This is a genomic window from Pseudomonas sp. S2_H10 (assembly GCF_054668285.1).
On sequence record NZ_CP162754.1, the window covers coordinates 5,796,904 to 5,819,387 of the forward strand.

Consider the following 22,484-nt stretch of genomic DNA (forward strand, 5'->3'; position numbering starts at 1 on the left):
ACATTTGTCATTCAGAGTGCTACGAGAGTGAAATTGCCGGCCTTCTGAAGCCTCAAGTCAGGTAGAATGCGCGCCCGGTTTTTGGAGAAGCTCATGACCCTGCTCAAATTCAGCGATGTGTCCCTTGCTTTCGGCGCTATGCCGTTGTTGGACAAGGTGTCCTGGCAGATCGCCCGTGGTGAGCGGGTGTGCATCATCGGCCGCAACGGCACTGGCAAGTCCAGCATGATGAAGCTCGTCAAGGGCGACCAGAAGCCCGATGACGGCTCCGTTTGGCGCGCACCCGGGCTCAAGATCGGCGAATTGCCGCAAGAATTGCCGGTAGCCGACGAGCGGACCGTGTTCGACGTGGTGGCCGAGGGGCTGGACGGCGTGGGCGAATTGCTCGCGCAATACCACCACCTGAGTCAGAACTGCGTTACCGACGCCGATCTGGACAAGCTGATGCACGTCCAGCACGACCTCGAAGCCCGCGATGGCTGGCGTTTACAGCAATTGGTCGACAGCACCCTGAGCCGCCTGCAACTGCCGGCGGACAAGACCCTCGCCCAGTTGTCCGGCGGCTGGCGTCGTCGCGTCCTGCTGGCCCAGGCCCTGGTGTCCGAGCCGGACCTGCTGCTGCTCGACGAGCCGACCAACCACCTGGACATCGGTGCCATCGCCTGGCTTGAAGAAGCGCTGAAGGATTTCCAGGGCGCCGTGCTGTTCATCACGCACGACCGTTCTTTCCTGCAGAACCTGGCCACCCGCATCCTCGAACTGGATCGCGGCGGCCTGATCGACTGGAACGGCGACTACGCCAGTTTCCTCGTGCACAAGGAAGCCGAACTCGCTGCCGAAGCCACCGCCAACGCGCTGTTCGACAAGCGCCTGGCCCAGGAAGAGGTGTGGATTCGCCAGGGCATCAAGGCCCGTCGTACCCGTAACGAAGGGCGCGTACGTGCGTTGAAAGCCTTGCGTGTCGAGCGCAGCGAGCGCCGCGAACGTACCGGCAAGGCGAATATCCAGCTGGACACCGCCGACAAGTCCGGCAAGCAAGTGATGGTGCTCGAGAACGTCAGCTTCGCTCACCCGGGCGGCCCGTTCCTGATCAAGGACTTCTCCATGGTGCTGCAGCGCGGCGACCGTATCGGCCTGCTCGGCGCCAACGGCACCGGCAAGACCACGCTGTTGAAGCTGATGCTCAGCGGCTTGCAGCCAACCAGCGGCAAAGTGGAAGAGGGCACCCGGATCGATGTTGCCTACTTCGACCAGTTGCGCCATCAACTGGACCTGGAAAAGACCGTGATCGACAACGTCGCCGAAGGTCGCGACTTCATCGACATAGACGGCCAGAGCCGCCACGTGCTGAGCTACCTCGGCGACTTCCTGTTCAGCCCGCAACGTGCCCGCACGCCGGTCAAGGCGCTGTCCGGTGGCGAGCGTGCCCGTCTGTTGCTGGCCAAGCTGTTCAGCAAGCCGGCGAACCTGCTGGTGCTCGACGAACCGACCAACGACCTCGACGTTGAAACCCTGGAATTGCTCGAGGAGGTCTTGCTGACCTTCAACGGCACCGTACTGATGGTCAGCCACGACCGGGCATTCCTCGACAACGTGGTCACCAGCACCCTGGTCTTCGAGGGTGAAGGCAAAGTTCGCGAGTACGTCGGTGGCTACCAGGACTGGCTGCGTCAGGGTGGCTCGCCGCGCCTGCTGGGCGTGACCGAGAGCAAGTCCGGCAAGGCCGACTTGAACTCCGCGGTGGTGAAGGCCGAGCCGGCACCGCTTGCGGCAGCTGTCGAAGCGCCTGTGGCGAAGAAAAAGCTCAGCTACAAGTTGCAGCGCGAGCTGGAAGCGTTGCCGGGGCAGATCGAAGCCATGGAGCAGCAGATCGCTGCTGTTGAAGCGCAGATGGCGGATGCGGGCTTCTATCAGCGTCCGGCGGCCGAAACGGCTGCGGTGATTGCTCAGCTGGAGCAGTTGCAGGCTGAGCTCGACGTGATGGTCGAGCGTTGGGCCGAGCTGGATGCCTGATTGATCCGGCAATAAAAAAGCCCGGCGCTCAGTGATGAGCGCCGGGCTTTTCGTATGCAATGCGATTTGCTGTTTGAAATGGATTCCCTGTAGGAGCGAGCTTGCTCGCGATGGACCTGGAAGCCCCGCGGGGTGTCAGGTTGGTAGCGTCATCGTTGACGACCATCGCCAGCAAGCCGGCTCCTACAGGGGGTGGCTTCAGTTTTTGCTTTGCAGACGCACCGCCAGCACATCGCAAGGCGCGCCATGCAGTACATCGTTGGCGGTGGAGCCCAGCAGGAGTGCCAGGCCGTGCCGGCCATGGCTGCCCACCACGATCAGGTCGCATTGTTGCTCCTTGGCGAAATGGTGGATTTCCTGGCGTGGCTGGCCGTAGGTCAGGTGGCAGTTGGCGCCTTCGAGTTCGGCGTACTTGTGCTTGAGGCGCTCCAGGCGCTCCTTGGCCTGATCGAACTGCTGTTGTTGCAGTTGTGACAGGTCCATCGGCACGTCGCCGCCAAAGGCCATCGCCATCGGCTCGACAATGTGCACCAGTGACAGTTTCGCGCCGTTGCTCACCGACAGCTCGCGAGCGCGGTGGATCACAGGGTCGCACTCTTCGGTCAGATCTACAGCGACCAGAATATGGTTGTAGGGCATGAGGTGCTCCTCCTGAGGATTGCAATATTGGTAAGTATGGCTGGTTTCAAGCGCATTGGTTCCAAAGTGACACAATGGGCTCATCAAGAATCGGGAGTACAGATATGACGGTCTGGATAGTGGTGTCAATCCTGTTGGTGGTACTCAGCCCTCTGGCATGGTTGCGCCCGTCACGTGCCCAGAGCGGACGAATTGCCCTGCGGATGGAGGCTCGGCGCATTGGCCTGGCCATGCAACTGGCGCCCCAGGAGTGGCCGCACTGGCTGAGCCAGGAGCCGCCGAGCCCGTGCGCCCAGTACCATCGTCCGCGGCGTGGCAATCAGCCGGCGTGCTGGAGCTACTGGCAAAAATCACCGGGCGTCTGGGTGAATCAGTGGCAGGAAACCTGCGAGGATCCGGGCCTGCTCAATCATTTCGAAAAATTGCCAGGCAACGTCTACAAAGTCGAGGCCGACAAGCAAATGATCGCCTTGTACTGGGGCGAGAAGGGCGAGGCCGAGGTGTTGCAACACATCGATGCCACCCTCAAGGCGCTCGCCTGAAACTGGTCCTCTGTAGGAGCGAGCCTGCTCGCGATGGTCGTCAACGATGACGCTGGCAACCTGACACCCCGCGGCGTCCTCAGGTTCATCGCGAGCAGGCTCGCTCCTACAGGTTTTCATGCAGGCAATAAAAAGCCCGACAACATCATCGGGCGGGATGGCCAGGCAGGCCGGTAAAACAATGTGAGCTTGATCTTACGCCGGGCGTTCGCCCAAGCGTTCAACTTTTTCCCTAGATTTCGCCAGCGTAGCTCGTTAAACACGGGCTGCAGCGATTTAGGGCGACATTTCTAATAATTGATTCTATGAATGACCTCGCATGTTTCGGCGTGTTGAAGGTCTTCGCAGTACGGATATGACCGGAAAGTCGCGTTTCAACCCGTGTTTCAGGCGATTGACAATTGTCGGAAATTCCGTGAAGGTGACGTACCCGAATCAAACGGGCGTATGAATTGAGCGTTTGTATTTCAGACCGCTCCTACAGAATCCCGACTATCGCGTTGGCGGGTGTGCCGGGGGAATGGGCGTAGCATTGACGATCAACGTCCCTGCCAAGCCGTTCGCCTGCGTCCGACGTGTACTGTTCAGCTTCCATATCGTGGAGATCAGTTGATGATTTACGAAGGTAAAGCCATCACGGTTAAGGCTCTTGAAAGTGGCATCGTCGAACTGAAGTTCGACCTCAAGGGTGAGTCCGTCAACAAGTTCAACCGTCTAACCCTGAACGAACTGCGTCAGGCCGTAGACACCATCAAGGCAGATGCTTCGATCAAGGGCGTGATCGTCAGCAGTGGCAAGGACGTGTTCATCGTCGGCGCCGACATCACCGAATTTGTCGACAACTTCAAGCTGCCGGATGCAGAACTTGTTGCTGGCAACCTCGAAGCCAACAAGATTTTCAGCGATTTCGAAGACCTCAACGTCCCGACTGTAGCTGCGATCAACGGCATCGCACTGGGTGGCGGCTTTGAAATGTGCCTGGCCGCAGACTTCCGCGTCATGTCGGCCACTGCCAAAATCGGCCTGCCAGAAGTCAAACTGGGCATCTACCCAGGTTTTGGCGGCACCGTACGCCTGCCGCGCCTGATCGGGGCCGACAACGCCATCGAGTGGATCGCCGCCGGTAAGGAAAACCGTGCTGAAGACGCGCTGAAAGTCGGTGCCGTCGACGCCGTGGTTGCCCCGGACAAACTGGCCGAAGCTGCACTGAACCTGATCAAGGGCGCCATCAGCGGCGAATTTGACTACAAGGCCAAGCGTCAGCCGAAGCTGGAAAAACTCAAGCTCAACGCCATCGAACAAATGATGTCGTTCGAAACCGCCAAAGGTTTCGTGGCTGGCCAGGCCGGCCCGAACTACCCGGCGCCGGTTGAAGCGATCAAGACCATCCAGAAAGCCGCGAACTTCGGTCGTGACAAGGCGCTGGAAATCGAAGCCGCCGGTTTCGTCAAGCTGGCCAAGACCTCTGCCGCGCAGAGCTTGATCGGCTTGTTCCTGAACGATCAGGAGCTGAAGAAAAAGGCCAAGGCCTACGACGAAATCGCCAAGGACGTGAAGCAGGCTGCCGTATTGGGCGCCGGCATCATGGGTGGCGGTATCGCCTATCAGTCGGCTTCCAAAGGCACGCCGATCCTGATGAAGGACATCAACGAGCACGGCATCGAGCAGGGTCTGGCCGAAGCCGCCAAACTGCTGGTTGGCCGCGTTGATAAAGGCCGCATGACCGCCGCGAAAATGGCTGAAGTGCTCAACGGCATTCGTCCAACCCTGTCGTACGGTGATTTCGGTCACGTGGACCTGGTGGTCGAAGCGGTTGTCGAGAACCCGAAGGTCAAGCAAGCGGTACTGGCTGAAGTCGAAGACAAGGTCAAGGAAGACACCATCCTGGCGTCCAACACCTCGACCATTTCCATTACCTTGCTGGCCAAGGCCCTCAAGCGTCCGGAAAACTTCGTCGGCATGCACTTCTTCAACCCGGTGCACATGATGCCGCTGGTCGAAGTGATCCGTGGCGAGAAGTCCAGCGAGCTGGCCGTTGCCACCACCGTTGCCTACGCCAAGAAAATGGGCAAGAACCCGATCGTCGTCAACGACTGCCCGGGCTTCCTGGTCAACCGCGTGCTGTTCCCGTACTTCGGCGGTTTCGCCAAGCTGGTCAGCGCCGGTGTGGACTTCGTCCGTATCGACAAGGTCATGGAAAAATTCGGCTGGCCGATGGGCCCGGCCTACCTGATGGACGTGGTCGGCATCGACACCGGCCACCACGGTCGTGACGTGATGGCTGAAGGCTTCCCGGATCGCATGAAGGATGACCGTCGCTCGGCCATCGACGTGCTTTACGAAGCCAAGCGCCTGGGCCAGAAGAACGGCAAGGGCTTCTACGCCTACGAGGCCGACAAGAAAGGCAAGCAGAAGAAAGTCGCCGATCCGTCGGTGCTGGAAGTGCTCAAGCCGATCGTTTACGAGCAGCGCGAAGTCACTGACGAAGACATCATCAACTGGATGATGATCCCGCTGTGCCTGGAAACCGTGCGTTGCCTGGAAGACGGCATCGTTGAAACCGCCGCCGAAGCCGACATGGGTCTGGTCTACGGTATCGGTTTCCCTCCATTCCGTGGCGGTGCGCTGCGCTACATCGACTCGATCGGTGTGGCAGAGTTCGTTGCCCTGGCTGACCAGTACGCTGATTTGGGCGCGCTGTACCACCCGACCGCGAAGCTGCGCGAAATGGCCAAGAACGGCCAGAGCTTCTTCGGTTAAGCGCCCCCAACTAGAGTGAGAGTGAACTTATGAGCTTGAATCCTAGAGACGTCGTGATTGTCGACTTCGGTCGTACTCCGATGGGCCGCTCCAAGGGCGGCATGCACCGCAACACCCGCGCCGAAGACATGTCGGCGCACCTGATCAGCAAACTGCTGGAACGCAACGTCAAGGTCGATCCTGCCGAAGTCGAGGACGTGATCTGGGGCTGCGTCAACCAGACCCTGGAGCAGGGCTGGAACATCGCGCGCATGGCGTCGCTGATGACCCAGATCCCGCACACTTCGGCCGGCCAGACCGTCAGCCGTCTGTGTGGCTCGTCCATGAGCGCCCTGCACACTGCTGCGCAAGCGATCATGACCGGTAACGGTGACGTATTCGTCGTTGGCGGCGTCGAGCATATGGGCCACGTGAGCATGATGCACGGTGTCGATCCGAACCCGCACATGTCGCTGTACGCGGCGAAAGCCTCGGGCATGATGGGCCTGACCGCGGAAATGCTGGGCAAGATGCACGGCATCACTCGCGAGCAGCAGGACGCTTTCGGCGTGCGCTCCCACCAACTCGCCCACAAGGCGACCGTGGAAGGCAAGTTCAAAGACGAAATCATCCCGATGCAGGGCTACGACGAGAACGGTTTCCTGAAAACCTTCGACTACGACGAAACCATTCGTCCGGAAACCACCCTGGAAAGCCTGGCGGCCCTCAAGCCGGCATTCAATCCAAAGGGCGGCACCGTGACAGCGGGTACTTCGTCGCAGATCACCGATGGTGCTTCGTGCATGATCGTGATGTCGGCGCAGCGTGCACAGGACCTGGGCATCCAGCCTTTGGCGGTGATCCGTTCGATGGCAGTGGCAGGTGTGGATCCGGCAATCATGGGCTATGGTCCAGTACCGGCCACACAGAAAGCACTGAAGCGCGCGGGTCTGAGCATCTCCGACATCGACTTCTTCGAGCTCAACGAAGCTTTCGCCGCACAGGCCCTGCCAGTGCTGAAAGATCTGAAAGTGCTCGACAAGATGAACGAGAAGGTTAACCTGCACGGCGGCGCGATCGCCCTGGGTCACCCGTTCGGTTGCTCCGGTGCGCGTATCTCCGGCACTTTGCTCAACGTGATGAAGCAAAATGGCGGCAACCTCGGGGTAGCCACCATGTGCATTGGTCTCGGCCAAGGCATCTCCACCGTCTTCGAACGCGTTTAAGCGACTCGTTGATGGAAGCCGGGGCCAAGTGCCCCGGTTTTTGTTTTTGCGGATTTATTTTTGTTTTTATTTTGAAAGAATTTGAGTGAGGGCCAAAGCATGCCGATACAACCTGGGCTCTACCAACATTACAAAGGTCCGCAGTACCGCGTTTTCAGTGTTGCGCGGCATTCGGAAACCGAAGAGGAAGTGGTCTTCTACCAAGCCCTGTATGGCGATTACGGCTTTTGGGTACGTCCCTTGAGCATGTTCCTGGAGTCCGTCGAGGTTGACGGCGAACAGGTGCCACGCTTTGCTTTGGTGCAGGCCGAAGAAAGCCTTTTTACCAAGCCATAAGCTGAGTTCGCGCAAAACCCTGCGCTTGACCTCACCTTGTTGCCACTATATATAGCGGTGCCGCGTCAGGCGCCAACCGCCTTTCACTTCTCGAATTCAGGAATTTTCCGATCCATGGGCAAATCGCTGGTCATTGTGGAATCCCCGGCTAAGGCCAAGACCATCAACAAGTATTTGGGCAACGAATACGTGGTGAAGTCGAGTATCGGCCATATCCGAGACCTGCCCACCAGCGGTTCGGCTAGCGCCAGCAAAGAGCCAGCCGCCAAGCGCGGCAAGGCTGCTGCGGGCGAAGCGCCGGCCTTGTCGCCGAAAGAAAAGGCGCGCAAGCAGCTGGTCGCGCGCATGGGCGTCGATCCGGATCATGGCTGGAAAGCCAAGTACGAGATCCTCCCGGGCAAGGAAAAGGTCATCGAAGAGCTGCGCCGGCTCGCCAAGGATGCTGACACCATCTATCTCGCAACCGACTTGGACCGCGAGGGGGAAGCCATTGCCTGGCACCTGCGCGAAGCCATCGGTGGTGACGACACCCGCTACAAGCGCGTGGTGTTCAACGAAATCACCAAGAAGGCGATTCAGGAAGCCTTCTCGAAACCCGGCGAGCTGGATATCGACCGTGTCAACGCCCAGCAGGCGCGTCGTTTCCTCGACCGCGTCGTGGGTTACATGGTTTCGCCGCTGCTGTGGGCCAAGATCGCTCGCGGTCTGTCCGCCGGCCGTGTGCAATCGGTTGCCGTGAAGCTGGTGGTCGAGCGCGAACGTGAAATCCGCGCGTTCATCCCGGAAGAGTACTGGGAAGTGCACGCCGACCTCGGCACCGCCAAAGGCGCGACCGTGCGTTTCGACGTGGCCCGCGAGAAAGGCGAAGCCTTCAAGCCGCTCAACGAAACCCAGGCCATGGCCGCGCTGGAGAAGCTCAAGGCTTCCAGCTACAGCATCGTCAAGCGCGAAGACAAACCGACCAGCAGCAAGCCGTCGGCGCCGTTCATCACTTCCACCCTGCAACAGGCCGCGAGCAACCGCCTGGGCTTCGGTGTGAAGAAGACCATGATGATGGCCCAGCGCTTGTACGAAGCCGGCTACATCACCTACATGCGTACCGACTCCACCAACCTCTCGGTTGATGCCGTGGCGATGGCGCGTACTTATATTGAAGGCGAGTTCGGCAAGAAGTACCTGCCGGAAAACCCGAACGTCTACAGCAGCAAGGAAGGCGCACAAGAGGCTCACGAAGCGATTCGTCCGTCCGACGCCAACACCGAGCCAAGCAAGCTGTCGGGCATGGAGCGTGACGCTGAGCGCCTCTACGAGCTTATCTGGCGCCAGTTCCTCGCTTGCCAGATGCTGCCGGCGCAATACCTGTCGACTACCGTCACCGTGGGCGCTGGCGACTTCGAGCTGCGTGCCAAGGGCCGCATCCTCAAGTTCGACGGTTACACCCGTGTCATGCCGCAAATCGCCAAGCCGGGCGACGACGATGTACTGCCGGACATGGCCCAGGGCGACGCGATGAAGCTGATCAAGCTTGATCCGACCCAGCACTTCACCAAGCCGCCGGCGCGTTACTCGGAAGCCAGCCTGGTTAAAGAAATGGAAAAACGCGGCATCGGTCGTCCTTCGACCTATGCGGCGATCATTTCGACCATCCAGGACCGTGGTTACGTTGCGCTGCATAACCGTCGTTTCTATTCGGAAAAGATGGGCGACATCGTCACCGAGCGTCTGTCCGAAAGCTTCTCCAACCTGATGGACTACGGCTTCACCGCCGGCATGGAAGAACATCTCGATGACGTGGCCCAGGGCGAACGCGACTGGAAAAACGTGCTCGACGAGTTCTACGGCGACTTCAAGAAGAAGCTCGAAGTGGCCGAAAGTCCGGAAAGTGGCATGCGTGCCAACCAGCCGGTGATGACCGACATTCCGTGCACCACTTGCGGCCGTCCGATGCAGATTCGTACCGCGTCGACCGGCGTGTTCCTCGGTTGCTCGGGCTATAGCCTGCCGCCGAAAGAACGCTGCAAGGCCACCGTCAACCTGGTGCCTGGCGACGAAATCGCCGCGGACGACGAGGGCGAGTCGGAGTCGCTGGTACTGCGCGGCAAGCATCGCTGCCCGATCTGCAGCACGGCGATGGATGCCTACCTGCTCGATGAGAAACGCAAGCTGCACATCTGCGGTAACAACCCGGATTGCGATGGCTACGAAATCGAAGAGGGCACCTATCGCATCAAGGGCTATGAAGGTCCGAGCCTGGAATGCGACAAGTGCGGCAGCGAGATGCAGCTCAAGACCGGCCGTTTCGGCAAGTTCTTCGGTTGCACCAATGCCACCTGCAAAAACACCCGCAAACTGCTCAAGAGCGGTGACGCGGCGCCGCCGAAGATGGACCCGGTGAAGATGCCTGAGCTGAAATGCGAAAAGGTCAACGACACCTACATCCTGCGGGACGGTGCATCGGGTCTGTTCCTGGCGGCCAGCCAGTTCCCGAAAAACCGCGAGACCCGTGCTCCGCTGGTGCTGGAAATCATCCCGCACAAGGATGAGATCGATCCGAAGTATCACTTCCTCTGCGAAGCACCGAAGAAAGATCCGGATGGTCTGCCAGCCGTGATCCGTTACAGCCGCAAGACCAAGGAGCAGTACGTGCAGACCGAGGTCGACGGTAAACCGACTGGCTGGAAAGCGTTCTACGACGGCGGTAAGTGGAAAGTCGAAGACAAGCGCCCGGCTGCCAAGGCGTAAAGCGTCGAGGTACTGAAAAGGCCGCATGACAACCCTTTGGGGTTTTCATGCGGCCTTTTTGTTTCTGCTGCTTTTCTGTAGGAGCGAGCAGGCTCGCTCCTACAGTATCGGCAGAGGACTTGCGGATTGCCTGGCTGATCCACGACACTGTCTGACCTGCTAGAAGCCCTTATTCGTTGTGGAGGCTGCCGTCATGGCCCACGAACTCTATACCCGTACCAATCAGAAGATCTATTTCGCCGGCCTGTCACTGGAAGCACTGGCTCGCACTGAAGAGGGTCGGGCGATGAATTCGCTGGCGCTGATCCAGGCGGGACGCGAATCCGCGCTGTTTCACCTGTACGGCGCGCTGCTGGGCCTGTGTCACGAAATCGCCGGTTTCTATCGCCTGCCTCAGGCCAATGCACCTCGTGCAGAGCTGTTGCTGACTCGCGAAGTGCTGGAAACCATCGCCATTCCGGAAATGGCCGAGCTGGTCGAACTGGCCAATAACCCGGAAACCTGGCTGGCCAGGCTGCTGACTGCCCATGCTGCGCTGTTTCAGCCGCCACGCGCGCCGCACAAGCCGAAAGGGGACGTGACCCAGCCGCTGATCCAGGCTGTCAATCTGGATGAAGAGGACGCGCCGCAGGAGTTGAGCCGGGAAGAGCTGGAGAGCTGGCGCCAGAACCTGAAAGGATTGGCGATCCGGTTTCGTGAAGGGTTGAACGAGTGCTGACACAAGCGGCCGGGTAATGACATCTGGTCAAGATCCCAAGCGAAGCCCGAGCGATGCCTATATAATCCCCGCCTTTCGTGGAGAACAGTCCTTTATGCCAACGTCCTTTCTAGAAATTGTCGAGTTACCAGACGGCCGTATCGAGCTGCGCAGGGCCGAGGACGAGGGTTCTCTGGTTACTTTGGATTTCTCCGAGGACGCCAAGGCGTTCCTGCAAGGGCAGCACGTGGAAGTCGCCAAGGCGATGTTGAGCGTAGGTGTTCAGATGGCAGGACGCCTGGTTGAAGGCGAATTCGACAAGGACGAGGGGACACGGGTTCTTCATTGATCCCCGTCCGTCGTTTTTTCTTGATCTCGCAACACTTCGGCTTCTCTGTCCCTGGAGAAGCCTCGCGCGGTGAAGCTCGCGCCCCTGCTGTCAGTTAACCCAAACGAATATTCAGGCTCTGAGCGTCCCCGGTGCGGGCGGCGCTGATCAGCTGTTGCCGCGATTGGCTGCTCAGCGGGTTGAGCCAGCTGACCACCGTATGGCTGCGCCCCAGGCGCAGGGCTTCGCAAGTGAGCTGCTGGGCACTCTGGGCGCCCCGTGGTTGCAGCAACAGAATACGCTCGCGATTGAGGCCGGCATCTCGCAGCCAGGCTTGAGTCAGGCTGGCAGGTGGCGCGATCAGTGTCAGCCAGCGTGCGTCCTGGTCTTGGCTCAGTTCCCTGAGGATCGGTGCCAGAAGGCTCAGGCAGTTCCCGGCTGCACCACGCAGTGACAGCTCGCTGAAAACGTCGGGTTCGGCGCTCCAGGGGGACTCGACTACGTCTTTCAGAATCGGCGCCAATGGCTGTGCCATGAACGCTTCGAACAACGGCAGTTGGGTTTGCTGTGGTGATGTCTGTGGAAACTGCATGGTGCCTCCTTTAGCGGCGAATGACGCCGACACTCAAGCCTTCGATCACCAGTTCCTGGTCTTGAAGGTTCACTTCGATAGGGGCGAACTCGGGGTTCTCGGCGATCAGCCAGACTTTGCTGCCGTCACGCTTGAAACGCTTGACGGTCACTTCGTCGCCGATTCGCGCCACCACGATCTGACCGTTACGCGCTTCGCGGGTGGTGTGGACCGCCAGCAGGTCGCCATCGAAAATGCCGACATCCTTCATGCTCATCCCGTGGACGCGCAGCAGGTAGTCGGCGCGCGGATGGAAGAAGGCAGGATTGATGTTGCAGGACTCTTCGATATGTTGCTGCGCAAGAATCGGGGCGCCGGCTGCGACCCGGCCAATGATCGGCAGGGTGGAGTCGTCGGCCTTGGCTTCGAAACCGGGGATGCGGATGCCGCGCGAGGCGCCAGGCGTCATCTCGATGGCACCCTTGCGGGCCAGGGCCTTGAGGTGCTCTTCCGCCGCGTTGGGCGACTTGAAACCCAGTTCCTGAGCGATTTCCGCACGGGTCGGCGGGTAGCCGTTGTCTTCCAGGCAGCGTTTGATGAAGGCCAGAATCTCGGCTTGGCGTGGCGTCAGCTTTAGCATATTGATCGCTCTGTTTTTTTATACAGTGACTGGGATTATATACAGTGGCGCGGTCTTGGCAATGCTCCATTTTTCAGTGGCCGCCGGACGGTCGATCAGTCAGTGGATTGAAGCTTTGCCGTTGTGTGGTTAAATGTCTGACCGACCATTCCCGAAACGAACTGCCAGACTTGACAAGGCACAGGCTGAAACGTATGTTTCAAACAAGTGTTTGTCAGGCGGAGTAGCCATGGCCCAGTCGGAAACCGTTGAACGCATTCTTGATGCAGCCGAGCAGTTGTTCGCGGAAAAAGGTTTCGCTGAAACCTCGTTGCGCCTGATCACCAGCAAGGCCGGTGTCAATCTGGCGGCGGTGAACTATCACTTCGGTTCGAAGAAGGCGTTGATCCAGGCGGTTTTCTCGCGGTTCCTCGGGCCGTTTTGCCTGAGCCTCGATAAAGAGCTGGAGCGGCGCCAGGCCAAGCCTGAAATCAGGCCGACCCTCGAAGAGTTGCTGGAAATCCTCGTCGAGCAGGCCCTGGTGGTGCAGCCGCGCAGCGGCAACGACCTGTCGATCTTCATGCGTTTGCTGGGACTGGCGTTCAGTCAGAGCCAGGGGCATTTGCGTCGTTACCTGGAAGACATGTACGGCAAGGTCTTCCGCCGCTACATGATGCTGGTCAACGAAGCGGCACCACGCATTCCACCGATCGAACTGTTCTGGCGCGTGCACTTCATGCTCGGTGCGGCGGCGTTCAGCATGTCCGGTATCAAGGCCTTGCGCGCGATTGCCGAAACCGACTTCGGCGTGAACACCTCGATCGAGCAGGTCATGCGCCTGATGGTGCCGTTCCTGGCCGCCGGCATGCGTGCCGAGTCCGGTGTGACGGATGCGGCCATGGCCACTGCCCAGTTGCGTCCACGCAGCAAATCGACACCGGTTGCCGCCAAGGTTTGACCGCACACGGGTGGGCGAGGCAGCTGACATCCGTTAAGCTAGCCGCCCATGCCGACTCTCGTTCTGAACCCGTTCCCCATTGAATTCGCCAATCTGCCGGGCCATGCCCTTGGCGGCGAATGTGTGTGGGCCGGGTTTTCTGTTATGAAGGAATTCTTATGACTGCTGGCTTGCAAGGCTCGTTGATGGTGGATGTCGCCGGTACCTGGCTGACGGCTGAGGATCGCCAATTGTTGCGCCAGCCCGAAGTGGGCGGCCTGATCATCTTTGCCCGCAACATCGAGCATCCGCGTCAAGTGCGCGAGCTGAGTGCGGCCATTCGCGCCATTCGTCCCGATCTGCTGTTGGCGGTGGATCAAGAGGGCGGCCGCGTGCAGCGCCTGCGCCAGGGTTTCGTGCGCTTGCCCGCCATGCGCGCCATTGCCGACAATCCGAACGCCGAATACCTGGCCGAGCAGTGCGGCTGGATCATGGCCACCGAAGTGCTGGCCGTTGGCCTGGACCTGAGCTTTGCCCCGGTGCTGGATCTGGATTACCAGCGCAGTGCCGTTGTCGGCACCCGTTCGTTCGAAGGTGATCCCGAGCGCGCGGCCTTGCTCGCGGGTGCATTCATCCGCGGGATGAACAGCGCTGGCATGGCGGCCACCGGCAAGCACTTCCCTGGCCATGGCTGGGCCGAAGCAGACTCCCACGTCGCGATCCCGAATGATGAGCGCAGCCTCGACGAGATCCGCGCCAACGACCTGGTGCCGTTCACCAAACTGAGCAAGCAACTGGCCGCGGTCATGCCGGCCCACGTTATTTATCCACAGGTCGATTCCCAGCCTGCAGGTTTCTCCCGTCGCTGGCTGCAGGACATCCTGCGTGGCGAGTTGCAGTTCGATGGCGTGATCTTCAGTGACGACCTGTCGATGGCGGGTGCTCACGTGGTCGGCGATGCCGCCAGTCGTATCGAAGCGGCGCTGACGGCAGGTTGCGACATGGGCCTGGTGTGCAACGACCGTGCGGCCGCCGAACTGGCCCTGAGCGCTGCCCAGCGTCTGAAGGTCAAGCCATCGGCACGGATTGCGCGGATGCGCGGCCAGTCGTTCGCCGGCACCGAATACCGTCAGGACCCACGCTGGCTGGCCGCTGTCGGCGCGCTCAAAGAAGCTCAATTGATTGATTAAGGACTGTTCGTTATGACGGTTTACGCGATTATCGGTGGCACTGGCCTGACGCAGCTCGAAGGCCTGAGCATTCGCCAGTCACTGGCAGTGGACACACCTTATGGTGCGCCTTCGGCCGAGGTTCAGATCGGCGAATACGCCGGCAGGGAAGTGCTGTTCCTCGCACGCCACGGTCATCCCCATCGTTTTCCGCCGCATCAGGTCAACTACCGCGCCAATCTCTGGGCGTTGAAGCAGGCCGGTGCCGAAGCCATCCTGGCGGTCAACGCCGTGGGCGGTATCCATGCAGCCATGGGCACCGGGCATTTCTGCGTGCCGCATCAGTTGATCGACTACACCAGCGGCCGTGAGCACACCTACTTTGCCGATGATCTGGAACAGGTCACCCATATCGACTTCAGCTACCCCTACAGCGAACCGTTGCGCCAGCAACTGATCGCGGCCTTGGCAGCCGAAGGTGTGGGCTACAGCAGTCATGGCGTGTACGCCTGCACTCAAGGGCCGCGCCTGGAGACCGTGGCTGAAATCGCCCGACTGGAGCGCGACGGCTGCGACATCGTCGGCATGACCGGCATGCCGGAGGCCGCCCTGGCCCGTGAGCTGGAACTGGATTATGCCTGCCTGGCGCTGGTGGTGAATCCGGCGGCGGGCAAGTCGACGGCGGTGATCACCATGGCCGAGATCGAGCAGGCTCTGCATGACGGCATGGGGAAGGTGAAATCGACGTTGGCGCGGGTGCTCAAGGGCTGAGTCAGACTGCAACACCGAGTTGACCCTATCGCGGGCAAGCCGCGCTCCCACAGGTTCGGTGTCGATCACAAATTCTGTAATCGACTCAAGACCTGTGGGAGCGTGGCTTGCCCGCGATGCGATTTGTCTGGCTCCACACCTTTCAACGTTTTTCGAGGTTTTCCGGCAGCGGCGCAAACAGCGCCTCGATATCATCGCTCTGCAGTTTCCAGTCCCCGGCCTTGCGCCCATCCAGCACGCCGGCCGCGAGGTCGGATTTTTCCTTTTGCAGGTGCTGGATCTTTTCCTCCACCGTGCCCCGCGCAATCAGTTTGTAGACGAAAACCGGCTTCTCCTGGCCGATGCGATACGCCCGGTCGGTCGCCTGGTTTTCCGTCGCCGGGTTCCACCATGGGTCGTAGTGAATCACCGTGTCCGCTTCGGTCAGGTTCAGGCCAACACCGCCGGCCTTCAAGCTGATCAGAAAGATCTGACGTTTGCCGCTCTGGAATTCCTTCACCGGTGTGCGGCGGTCTCGGGTCTGGCCGGTCAGCAGGGCGTAGGCCACGCCGCGCTTGTTCAGTTCGTCTTCGATCAGCGACAGCATTGAAGTGAACTGCGAGAACAGCAGGATCCGCCGACCCTCCTCGAACAACTCCTCGAGCATTTCCATCAGACTGTCGAGCTTGCCTGAGGTGCTGCCACGGCTTGGCAGGGTCGCTTCGTTGACCAGGCGCAAATCGCAGCACACCTGGCGCAGCTTGAGCAGCGCTTCGAGAATGATGATCTGACTGCGGGCCACGCCTTTGCGGGTGATCTCGTCGCGGACTTTCTTGTCCATGGCCAGGCGCATGGTTTCGTACACGTCGCGTTGCGCTTCGTTGAGCTCGACCCAGTGGATGATCTCGGTTTTCGGCGGCAATTCGGTGGCCACCTGCTCCTTGGTGCGGCGCAACAGAAACGGCTTGATCCGACCGTTGAGGTGCGCAAGCCTGACTTCGCTGGCGCGCTTTTCAATCGGTACGCGGTAATCGCGGTTGAAGCTTTTGACATCGCCCAGCCAGCCCGGCAGGAGGAAGTGAAACAGCGACCACAGTTCACCCAGATGGTTTTCCAGCGGTGTGCCACTCAGGCACAGGCGCTGCCGGGCATTCAGCTCGCGGGCGGCCTGGGCGGCCTTGCTGGTCGGGTTCTTGATGTATTGCGCTTCATCCAGCACCAGTATGTGCAGCGGCTGCGCAGCCAGGCGTTCGACATCCTTGGGCAGCAGGGCGTAGGTGGTCAGGATCAGATCGTAGTCAGCCAGCTTGTCGAAGTGCTTTTTGCGGCCGGCACCGTAGAGCGCCAGCACCTTGAGCTGCGGCGTAAAGTGCGCCGCTTCGTCGAGCCAGTTGGGGATCAGGCTGGTCGGCATCACCACCATGCTAGGTCGATCGAGGCGCCCGGCGTTTTTCTCGCTCAGCACGTGCGCCAGTGTCTGCAGGGTTTTGCCCAGGCCCATGTCGTCCGCAAGAATTCCGCCTACGTCCAGTTGCCGCAGCGACTGCATCCAGCTCAAGCCCTCGAGTTGGTAAGGGCGCAGCGTCGCATTCAGGCCGTCCGGGGCGGCGGCGGTGTAGTCCTTGACGTCGCGCAGGCGCTGGGCAAAGGTGCGGATCTGTTCGCCGCCCTCCCAGAGCAGTGGCATGTCTTCCAGCGGGTTCAGGCGCGTGGCGTCGGCCTTGCTCAGGCGCAAGGTGGTTTCGCCGGGCTCCTGCAGGTAGAACTCGCCAAGGGTGGCCAGCACCGGCTTCAAGCGGCCGAAGGGCAGGGCGACTTGCAGCGGGCCGTGCTCGGAGTTCGGGCGATTGGGGATGTTGACCAGGATCAGCTCGTCGTCGCGGCGTCGGGCCAGGCGTTCCGGGTTGAGGATTTCGGTGTGCGAGCGCATCAGGTTGAGCAGGATCGGCAACAGGCTCAGGCGTTCGCCGTTGACGATGATCCCCAGTTCCAGATCGAACCAGTCGCGCTCCGGTGCCTGTTCAACGGTGGCGTACCAGTCGTCCACTGCGGTCAGGTCGAAGCCGAATTCCTCATCGATCTGCAGTTCCCAGCCCTGGGTGCGCAACTTCGGCAGTTCATTGAGGGTAAAGGTCAGCCAGGCGCTGTCATTGACCATCTCGAACAGTTCGCCGGCACTTTCCGGCAGGGCCTTGCTTTGTCGGGTGGCGACTTTGAAGCCGAGGATTCGCAACTGTTCCCGGTAGGACTGTTCCACTTCCGGGTGACGTTTTATCCGTAGCGTCTGGGTTTCCTGGCGAATCAGGATGTCGGCGTTCTTCTGCCCGGACACGTACTCGTCCAGGTAACTGAACGACAGCGCCGCGCGATGCTGGATATAGCGCTGCATGCGGCCGTTGCGCGGCTCGAATGCGCTGAACTCGATGCTCGCCAGCCACAGGCGCGGGACCGGTTGCACGTTGTCCACGAGCACTTGCGGCGGGGCTTTCGGGCTGCGGTTTTCCAGGACGGCCTGGAGTTTTTCCAGGAGTTCGGCGTCTTTGGCGGCGGCAGGGTAGTCGAGGGTTTCCTGCACTTGCAGGAGCACCGCCGCGCAATGTTTGCAGTTGTTGTGCACCGGGCACGAGCAGGTGGCGTCGACCATCAGCAGGGTGCCCTTGGCTGACTCGCGCAAGCGAATGGTCTGGCGGTAAACGTTACCGCCAGAGCCTTCGCAAGCGGCGACGATGGTGGCGTCGCCGGCCTCGACGATCCTGACGCGATTCTCCAGCGCGTAGCGGCGACCGCGCTCCAGGCTCTGTTCTTTGAATCGGCTGACCCAGGACGGTGCCAGGGGTTTGCTCAGGGTCGCGGACATAGATCAGTCCGGAATTTCTTCGGGAGCTGCTCGGGGTGCGGGAGCGGTCAGCGAGGTGATCTTGATCAGCAGGCCGAGATGGCCGGCGTCGAGGAAGTTCAACTGGCCGTTTTTGGTATGACTGTCGGTCTTCAGGCGTTCGCTGGCGGTGACCAGGCCATCTTCGTTGATCTGGTTCACCCAGAAGTCTGCGTCGACGTCGGTAAAGCGCCCCAACTTCATGCTCAACGTGCCCTCGATAGGGAATTGGCCAAATTGTTCCTTGCCGTCGCTGATCGCGATTCGGGTGGCTTCCTCGCCAAGGTTCTGTTGCCAGGCCTTGTGCAGCAACACCGTGTATTCATTGCTGGCGGTGAGTTTTTCCACCTCGCCATTGAGGCTTGGCGTGCGCAGGCTGTCGGCGCTGACGGGCTGGGCGCCAGCCGCCCAGTCTTCCGGTGCGGCGCGGCTGACAATCGCCGGCACGGCGTTTTGACGGACCAGAATCATTTCGACCTGATACAGGTCATCGGCAAATGCCGTGGGGGCGACCAGCGCTGGCATCAGCAGGGTCAGCAAAGTCAGAGAGCGAAACAGGCGCATGCGGCGTCCTTCAAGCAGTTTTCGGAACGAGGCGCTCGAACAGCGCCTCTACAGTATTAAAGCGCTCTTCCGGGCGCTCCATCGGAACCATGAACTTGAACATCGTGGCGCCTTCGAATTTGTAGCGTTTTGGCTGGCTCTGGATCAGCTTGATCAGGGTCAGCGGGTCGACCGGCGTCTGTGCGGCGAACTCGACGCGACCGCCTTGCGGGCCACCATCGACTTTCTTGATGCCCAGTTGCTCGGCCTGCAATTTCAGCGCAGTGATGCGGATCAGGTTCTTGGTCGGTTCCGGCAGCAGGCCGAATCGATCGATCATCTCCACCTGCAAATCCTTGAGGCCATCCTCATCGGTGGCCGAGGCGATGCGCTTGTAGAGGATCAGGCGGGCGTGGACATCCGGCAGGTAATCTTCCGGAATCAACGCCGGTACCCGCAAGTTGACTTCCGGGCCGCCGCCGAGCGGTTGATCGAGGTTCGGCTGCTCGCCCTTGCGGATCGACTTCACCGCGCGTTCGAGCATTTCCATGTACAGCGTGAAACCGACTGCCTGGATCTGCCCGCTCTGGCCGTCACCGAGCAGTTCGCCGGCGCCACGGATTTCCAGGTCGTTGGTGGCGAGCACGAAGCCCGCGCCGAGGTCCTGGGTATTGGCAATCGCTTCCAGGCGCTTTTCTGCGTCCGGGGTGATTTGCTGGCGTGGCGGCGTCAGCAGGTAGGCGTACGCCTGGTGGTGGCTGCGTCCGACCCGGCCGCGCAACTGGTGCAACTGTGCCAGGCCGAACTTGTCGGCGCGCTCGATGATGATGGTGTTGGCGCTCGGCACGTCGATACCGGTCTCGATGATGGTCGAGGCGATCAGCACGTTGAAGCGCTTGTGGTAGAAGTCGCTCATCACCTGTTCGAGATCACGTTCGCGCATCTGCCCGTGACCGATGCCGATCCGTGCTTCCGGCACCAGCTCGGCGAGGTCGGCGGCGCATTTCTCGATGGTTTTCACATCGTTGTGCAGGTAATACACCTGGCCGCCCCGCAGCAGCTCACGCAGCAAGGCCTCTTTGACCGTGCTCTTGTTCTGTTCCATGACGAAGGTGCGCACCGACAGGCGGCGGGCCGGCGGCGTGGCGATGATCGACAGGTCGCGCATGCCCGACACCGCCATGTTCAGCGTGCGCGGAATCGGCGTGGCGGTCAGGGTGAGGATGTCGACTTCGCTGCGCAGGGCCTTGAGCTGTTCTTTCTGGCGCACACCGAAACGGTGTTCCTCGTCGATGATCACCAGCCCGAGGTTTTTGATCTTCACGTCGTCCTGCAGCAGCTTGTGCGTGCCGATGACGATGTCGATCTTGCCTTCGGCCAGATCGGCGACCGCGGCGTTCACTTCCTTGGCCGACTTGAAGCGGCTCATCACCTCCACGGTCACCGGCCAGTCGGCGAAGCGGTCACGGAAGCTGTTGTAGTGCTGCTGGGCGAGCAGGGTGGTCGGCACCAGGATCGCCACCTGGCGACCGCCGTGAACCGCGATGAACGCGGCGCGCATGGCCACTTCGGTCTTGCCGAAGCCCACGTCGCCGCACACCAGGCGGTCCATCGGCTTGGGCGCGAGCATGTCTTCGCGCACCGCTTCGATGGTGGTTTGCTGGTCCGGGGTTTCTTCGAACGGGAAGCCGGCGCTGAAGGTCGCGTAGTCGGCTTTCGGGTCGGCGAAGGCATAACCTTCGCGGGCGGCACGGCGGGCATAGATGTCGAGCAGCTCGGCGGCGACGTCGCGCACCTGTTCGGCAGCCTTGCGCTTGGCTTTCTGCCAGGTCTCGGAACCGAGGCGATGCAGCGGGGCCAGGGCATCGTCGCTGCCGGTGTAGCGGGCGATCAGGTGCAGGTTGGCCACCGGCACGTAGAGCTTGGCGTTCTCGGCGTATTCCAGTGTCAGGAATTCAGCGGCCTGACTGTCGATCTCGAGGATCGTCAGGCCGAGGTAGCGGCCGACACCGTGGTCGATGTGCACCACCGGCGCGCCTTCGCGCAGCTCGGTGAGGTTCTTGATGACGGCATCGTTGTTGGCGTCGGCGCGTTTTTCCCGGCGTCGACGTTGCATCACGCGCTGGCCGAACAACGGGCTTTCGGCAACCAGGGCCAGGGCCGGGTCGTCGAGCTGCAGGCCTTCATCGAGCGGGGCGATGGTGATCGCCAGGCGCTCCTTGCCGGCGACAAAGTCCGGCCAGCTGTCGACGGTTTTCGGCCGCAGCTTCAGGCGTTCCAGCAGTTCCAGCAGTACTTCTCGACGGCCTGCCGATTCGGCGGTAAACAACACGCGGCCGGGGAACTGGTCGAGGAACTCGGCCAGCGCCGCCAGCGGCTGCGTGGCCTTGGCTTCGATGGCCAGGTTCGGCAGCTCCCGAGCGGGGAATCGCTCGCGACCGCTACCGCTTTCCACGTCCTGTTGACTGGCCACCACGCGCGGCCAGTTCTTCAGGCGCGCGAAGCAGTCTTCCACCGGCAGGAACAGTTCGGCGGGCGGCAATAAAGGACGGGACGGGTCGACGCGGCGTTCTTCATAACGATTGCGCACATCGTTCCAGAAGTTTTCCGCCGCCTGTTCGATGCCCGGCAGGGAAAACACTTGCGTGTCCTGGGGCAGGTAATCGAACAGCGTCGAGGTTTCTTCGAAGAACAGCGGCAGGTAGTACTCGATGCCGGCCGGGGTAATCCCGCTGCTCAAGTCCTGGAAGATCGGGCAGCGGCGGAAGTCGACGTCAAAACGCTCGCGGAAGCGTGCCTTGAAACGGGTGACCGCTTCTTTCTGTAGCGGGAACTCCCTGGCCGGCAACAGCTTGACCGAATCGACCTTGTCGATGGAACGCTGGTTCTCCGGATCGAAGGTGCGCAGGGTTTCGATTTCGTCGTCGAACAGATCGATGCGGTATGGAAGCTTGCTGCCCATCGGGAACAGATCGATCAGCGAGCCGCGCACGGTGAATTCGCCGTGTTCATACACCGTATCGACGTAGCGATAACCGGTGGCTTCAAGCCGGGTGCGCATTTGCTCGACGTCGAGTTTCTGGCCGATATCCAGCACCAGGCTGCTGCCGAGCAGGAATTTGGTCGGTGCAAGGCGATGCAGGGCGGTCGTGATCGGCACCACCAGCACGCCATGGCTCAGTTCCGGCAGTCGGTAGAGGCTGGCGATGCGCTGGGAGATGATGTCCTGATGCGGCGAGAACAGGTCGTAGGGCAGGGTTTCCCAGTCGGGAAAGTGCAATACGGGCAAATCCGGGGCGAAGAAGGCCAGCTCCTGCTCCAGCCGTTCGGCACTTTGGCTGTCGGCGGTCAGCAGCAGGGTAAAGCGCTTGGCAGCGCTGGCGGCCTCGGCGATGGCCAGGCTCAGGGCGGCACCGGGCAGGTTGCCCCAGTGCTGTTTACCTGCCGCGGCAGGGAGAAGCGGTAGACGCAGAACGGGCACGGAAGGTTGAGCTCCAAGCGTTGCGACAAAGTCGGTAATTGTAGCGGTCTACGGTGCCGCCTGTCAGTTGCTGACTGCGTCTAAAGCACCGGTTTGGCGAAATGTAGTGGTAAAGACAAAATTAGACGGTTTTTTGCCGGGATTTATTGAATATGTAGTGGCAAAAACAACCAGTGTTACGGAGGGTTACGGATAAGGGGGCGTGACCTCCAAAAAATTGACTGCGCTGAAAGCCCCGGTTTTATTGGGCTTGCGCGAGGCGTAAGTTTTTTGAACG

Annotated in this window: 17 protein-coding genes; 11 read left to right on the forward strand and 6 right to left on the reverse strand. The window is 60.7% G+C overall.

Annotation, left to right across the window (positions count from 1 at the left end):
* Positions 1 to 93: 93 nt before the first annotated feature.
* On the forward strand, positions 94 to 2,013 hold the full coding sequence (locus tag AB4O16_RS26135; RefSeq protein ID WP_460156172.1) for an ATP-binding cassette domain-containing protein: 1,920 nt from the start codon (positions 94 to 96) through the stop codon (positions 2,011 to 2,013).
* 198 nt (positions 2,014 to 2,211) lie between these two features.
* Here the strand turns inward: AB4O16_RS26135 and AB4O16_RS26140 are convergent, their stop codons facing one another.
* The gene (locus tag AB4O16_RS26140) at positions 2,212 to 2,652 is read right to left on the reverse strand and encodes a universal stress protein (RefSeq protein WP_160388833.1); all 441 of its coding nucleotides are present in this window, start codon (positions 2,650 to 2,652) and stop codon (positions 2,212 to 2,214) included.
* A 104-nt stretch (positions 2,653 to 2,756) separates the two neighbouring features.
* On the opposite strand from AB4O16_RS26140, the gene AB4O16_RS26145 reads away from it, so the two are divergent.
* From AB4O16_RS26145 to AB4O16_RS26175, 7 genes are all read left to right on the forward strand, one after another.
* The gene (locus AB4O16_RS26145) at positions 2,757 to 3,194 is read left to right on the forward strand and encodes a hypothetical protein (RefSeq protein WP_160388834.1); all 438 of its coding nucleotides are present in this window, start codon (positions 2,757 to 2,759) and stop codon (positions 3,192 to 3,194) included.
* Between the two features lie 612 nt (positions 3,195 to 3,806).
* On the forward strand, positions 3,807 to 5,954 hold the full coding sequence (fadB, locus tag AB4O16_RS26150; protein WP_460156173.1) for a fatty acid oxidation complex subunit alpha FadB: 2,148 nt from the start codon (positions 3,807 to 3,809) through the stop codon (positions 5,952 to 5,954).
* Positions 5,955 to 5,983: 29 nt separating this feature from the next.
* Positions 5,984 to 7,159: an acetyl-CoA C-acyltransferase FadA gene (fadA, locus tag AB4O16_RS26155; RefSeq protein ID WP_160388836.1), complete on the forward strand. Its 1,176-nt coding sequence runs from the start codon at positions 5,984 to 5,986 to the stop codon at positions 7,157 to 7,159.
* Positions 7,160 to 7,258: 99 nt separating this feature from the next.
* On the forward strand, positions 7,259 to 7,495 hold the full coding sequence (locus AB4O16_RS26160; RefSeq protein WP_007986363.1) for a DUF1653 domain-containing protein: 237 nt from the start codon (positions 7,259 to 7,261) through the stop codon (positions 7,493 to 7,495).
* Between the two features lie 114 nt (positions 7,496 to 7,609).
* On the forward strand, positions 7,610 to 10,237 hold the full coding sequence (topA, locus tag AB4O16_RS26165) for a type I DNA topoisomerase (protein WP_160388837.1): 2,628 nt from the start codon (positions 7,610 to 7,612) through the stop codon (positions 10,235 to 10,237).
* A gap of 193 nt (positions 10,238 to 10,430) precedes the next feature.
* Entirely contained in the window at positions 10,431 to 10,955 is a 525-nt protein-coding gene (locus AB4O16_RS26170; RefSeq protein ID WP_460156174.1) for a DUF6586 family protein, read from the forward strand.
* Between the two features lie 94 nt (positions 10,956 to 11,049).
* Positions 11,050 to 11,283: a hypothetical protein gene (locus tag AB4O16_RS26175; protein ID WP_053161660.1), complete on the forward strand. Its 234-nt coding sequence runs from the start codon at positions 11,050 to 11,052 to the stop codon at positions 11,281 to 11,283.
* Between the two features lie 94 nt (positions 11,284 to 11,377).
* Here AB4O16_RS26175 and sulA read toward each other — a convergent pair whose 3' ends face one another.
* A complete protein-coding gene (gene sulA, locus AB4O16_RS26180; protein WP_150717102.1) occupies positions 11,378 to 11,854 on the reverse strand; it encodes an SOS-induced cell division inhibitor SulA in 477 nt (158 codons plus the stop codon).
* A 10-nt stretch (positions 11,855 to 11,864) separates the two neighbouring features.
* Positions 11,865 to 12,473 (reverse strand): transcriptional repressor LexA, encoded by a 609-nt coding sequence (gene lexA / locus AB4O16_RS26185; protein ID WP_007974043.1) that lies wholly within the window; start codon positions 12,471 to 12,473, stop codon positions 11,865 to 11,867.
* A 229-nt stretch (positions 12,474 to 12,702) separates the two neighbouring features.
* Between lexA and AB4O16_RS26190 the strand changes: the two genes are divergently transcribed.
* The 3 genes from AB4O16_RS26190 to AB4O16_RS26200 all read left to right on the forward strand — a co-directional run bounded on the left by AB4O16_RS26190 (position 12,703) and on the right by AB4O16_RS26200 (position 15,329).
* Positions 12,703 to 13,410, forward strand: coding sequence for a TetR/AcrR family transcriptional regulator (locus tag AB4O16_RS26190; protein WP_150717101.1), 708 nt, complete (start codon positions 12,703 to 12,705; stop codon positions 13,408 to 13,410).
* Positions 13,411 to 13,568: 158 nt separating this feature from the next.
* Positions 13,569 to 14,579, forward strand: coding sequence for a beta-N-acetylhexosaminidase (gene nagZ / locus AB4O16_RS26195; protein ID WP_160388840.1), 1,011 nt, complete (start codon positions 13,569 to 13,571; stop codon positions 14,577 to 14,579).
* A 12-nt stretch (positions 14,580 to 14,591) separates the two neighbouring features.
* Entirely contained in the window at positions 14,592 to 15,329 is a 738-nt protein-coding gene (locus tag AB4O16_RS26200) for an S-methyl-5'-thioinosine phosphorylase (protein WP_160388841.1), read from the forward strand.
* A 142-nt stretch (positions 15,330 to 15,471) separates the two neighbouring features.
* Here the strand turns inward: AB4O16_RS26200 and AB4O16_RS26205 are convergent, their stop codons facing one another.
* From AB4O16_RS26205 to mfd, 3 genes are read right to left on the reverse strand one after another with little or no spacing between them, the layout of a single operon-like run.
* Complete coding sequence (locus AB4O16_RS26205) at positions 15,472 to 18,165, reverse strand: DEAD/DEAH box helicase (protein ID WP_160388842.1); 2,694 nt, start codon at positions 18,163 to 18,165, stop codon at positions 15,472 to 15,474.
* Positions 18,166 to 18,168: 3 nt separating this feature from the next.
* Positions 18,169 to 18,747 carry a CsiV family protein gene (locus AB4O16_RS26210; RefSeq protein WP_160388843.1) on the reverse strand — a complete coding sequence of 193 codons (579 nt, stop codon included), beginning with the start codon at positions 18,745 to 18,747 and terminating at the stop codon, positions 18,169 to 18,171.
* Positions 18,748 to 18,757: 10 nt separating this feature from the next.
* Positions 18,758 to 22,207 carry a transcription-repair coupling factor gene (mfd, locus tag AB4O16_RS26215; RefSeq protein ID WP_160388844.1) on the reverse strand — a complete coding sequence of 1,150 codons (3,450 nt, stop codon included), beginning with the start codon at positions 22,205 to 22,207 and terminating at the stop codon, positions 18,758 to 18,760.
* Positions 22,208 to 22,484 lie beyond the last annotated feature (277 nt).

Coding starts and splice junctions, on each gene's coding strand:
- AB4O16_RS26190 (WP_150717101.1), top strand. CDS start 12,703: ATGGCCCAGTCGGAAACCGTTGAACGCATTCTTGATGCAGCCGAGCAG.
- AB4O16_RS26205 (WP_160388842.1), bottom strand. CDS start 18,165: ATGTCCGCGACCCTGAGCAAACCCCTGGCACCGTCCTGGGTCAGCCGA.
- fadA (WP_160388836.1), top strand. CDS start 5,984: ATGAGCTTGAATCCTAGAGACGTCGTGATTGTCGACTTCGGTCGTACT.
- nagZ (WP_160388840.1), top strand. CDS start 13,569: ATGACTGCTGGCTTGCAAGGCTCGTTGATGGTGGATGTCGCCGGTACC.
- fadB (WP_460156173.1), top strand. CDS start 3,807: ATGATTTACGAAGGTAAAGCCATCACGGTTAAGGCTCTTGAAAGTGGC.
- AB4O16_RS26175 (WP_053161660.1), top strand. CDS start 11,050: ATGCCAACGTCCTTTCTAGAAATTGTCGAGTTACCAGACGGCCGTATC.
- AB4O16_RS26170 (WP_460156174.1), top strand. CDS start 10,431: ATGGCCCACGAACTCTATACCCGTACCAATCAGAAGATCTATTTCGCC.
- topA (WP_160388837.1), top strand. CDS start 7,610: ATGGGCAAATCGCTGGTCATTGTGGAATCCCCGGCTAAGGCCAAGACC.
- AB4O16_RS26145 (WP_160388834.1), top strand. CDS start 2,757: ATGACGGTCTGGATAGTGGTGTCAATCCTGTTGGTGGTACTCAGCCCT.
- AB4O16_RS26135 (WP_460156172.1), top strand. CDS start 94: ATGACCCTGCTCAAATTCAGCGATGTGTCCCTTGCTTTCGGCGCTATG.
- AB4O16_RS26200 (WP_160388841.1), top strand. CDS start 14,592: ATGACGGTTTACGCGATTATCGGTGGCACTGGCCTGACGCAGCTCGAA.
- lexA (WP_007974043.1), bottom strand. CDS start 12,473: ATGCTAAAGCTGACGCCACGCCAAGCCGAGATTCTGGCCTTCATCAAA.
- AB4O16_RS26140 (WP_160388833.1), bottom strand. CDS start 2,652: ATGCCCTACAACCATATTCTGGTCGCTGTAGATCTGACCGAAGAGTGC.
- AB4O16_RS26160 (WP_007986363.1), top strand. CDS start 7,259: ATGCCGATACAACCTGGGCTCTACCAACATTACAAAGGTCCGCAGTAC.
- sulA (WP_150717102.1), bottom strand. CDS start 11,854: ATGCAGTTTCCACAGACATCACCACAGCAAACCCAACTGCCGTTGTTC.
- AB4O16_RS26210 (WP_160388843.1), bottom strand. CDS start 18,747: ATGCGCCTGTTTCGCTCTCTGACTTTGCTGACCCTGCTGATGCCAGCG.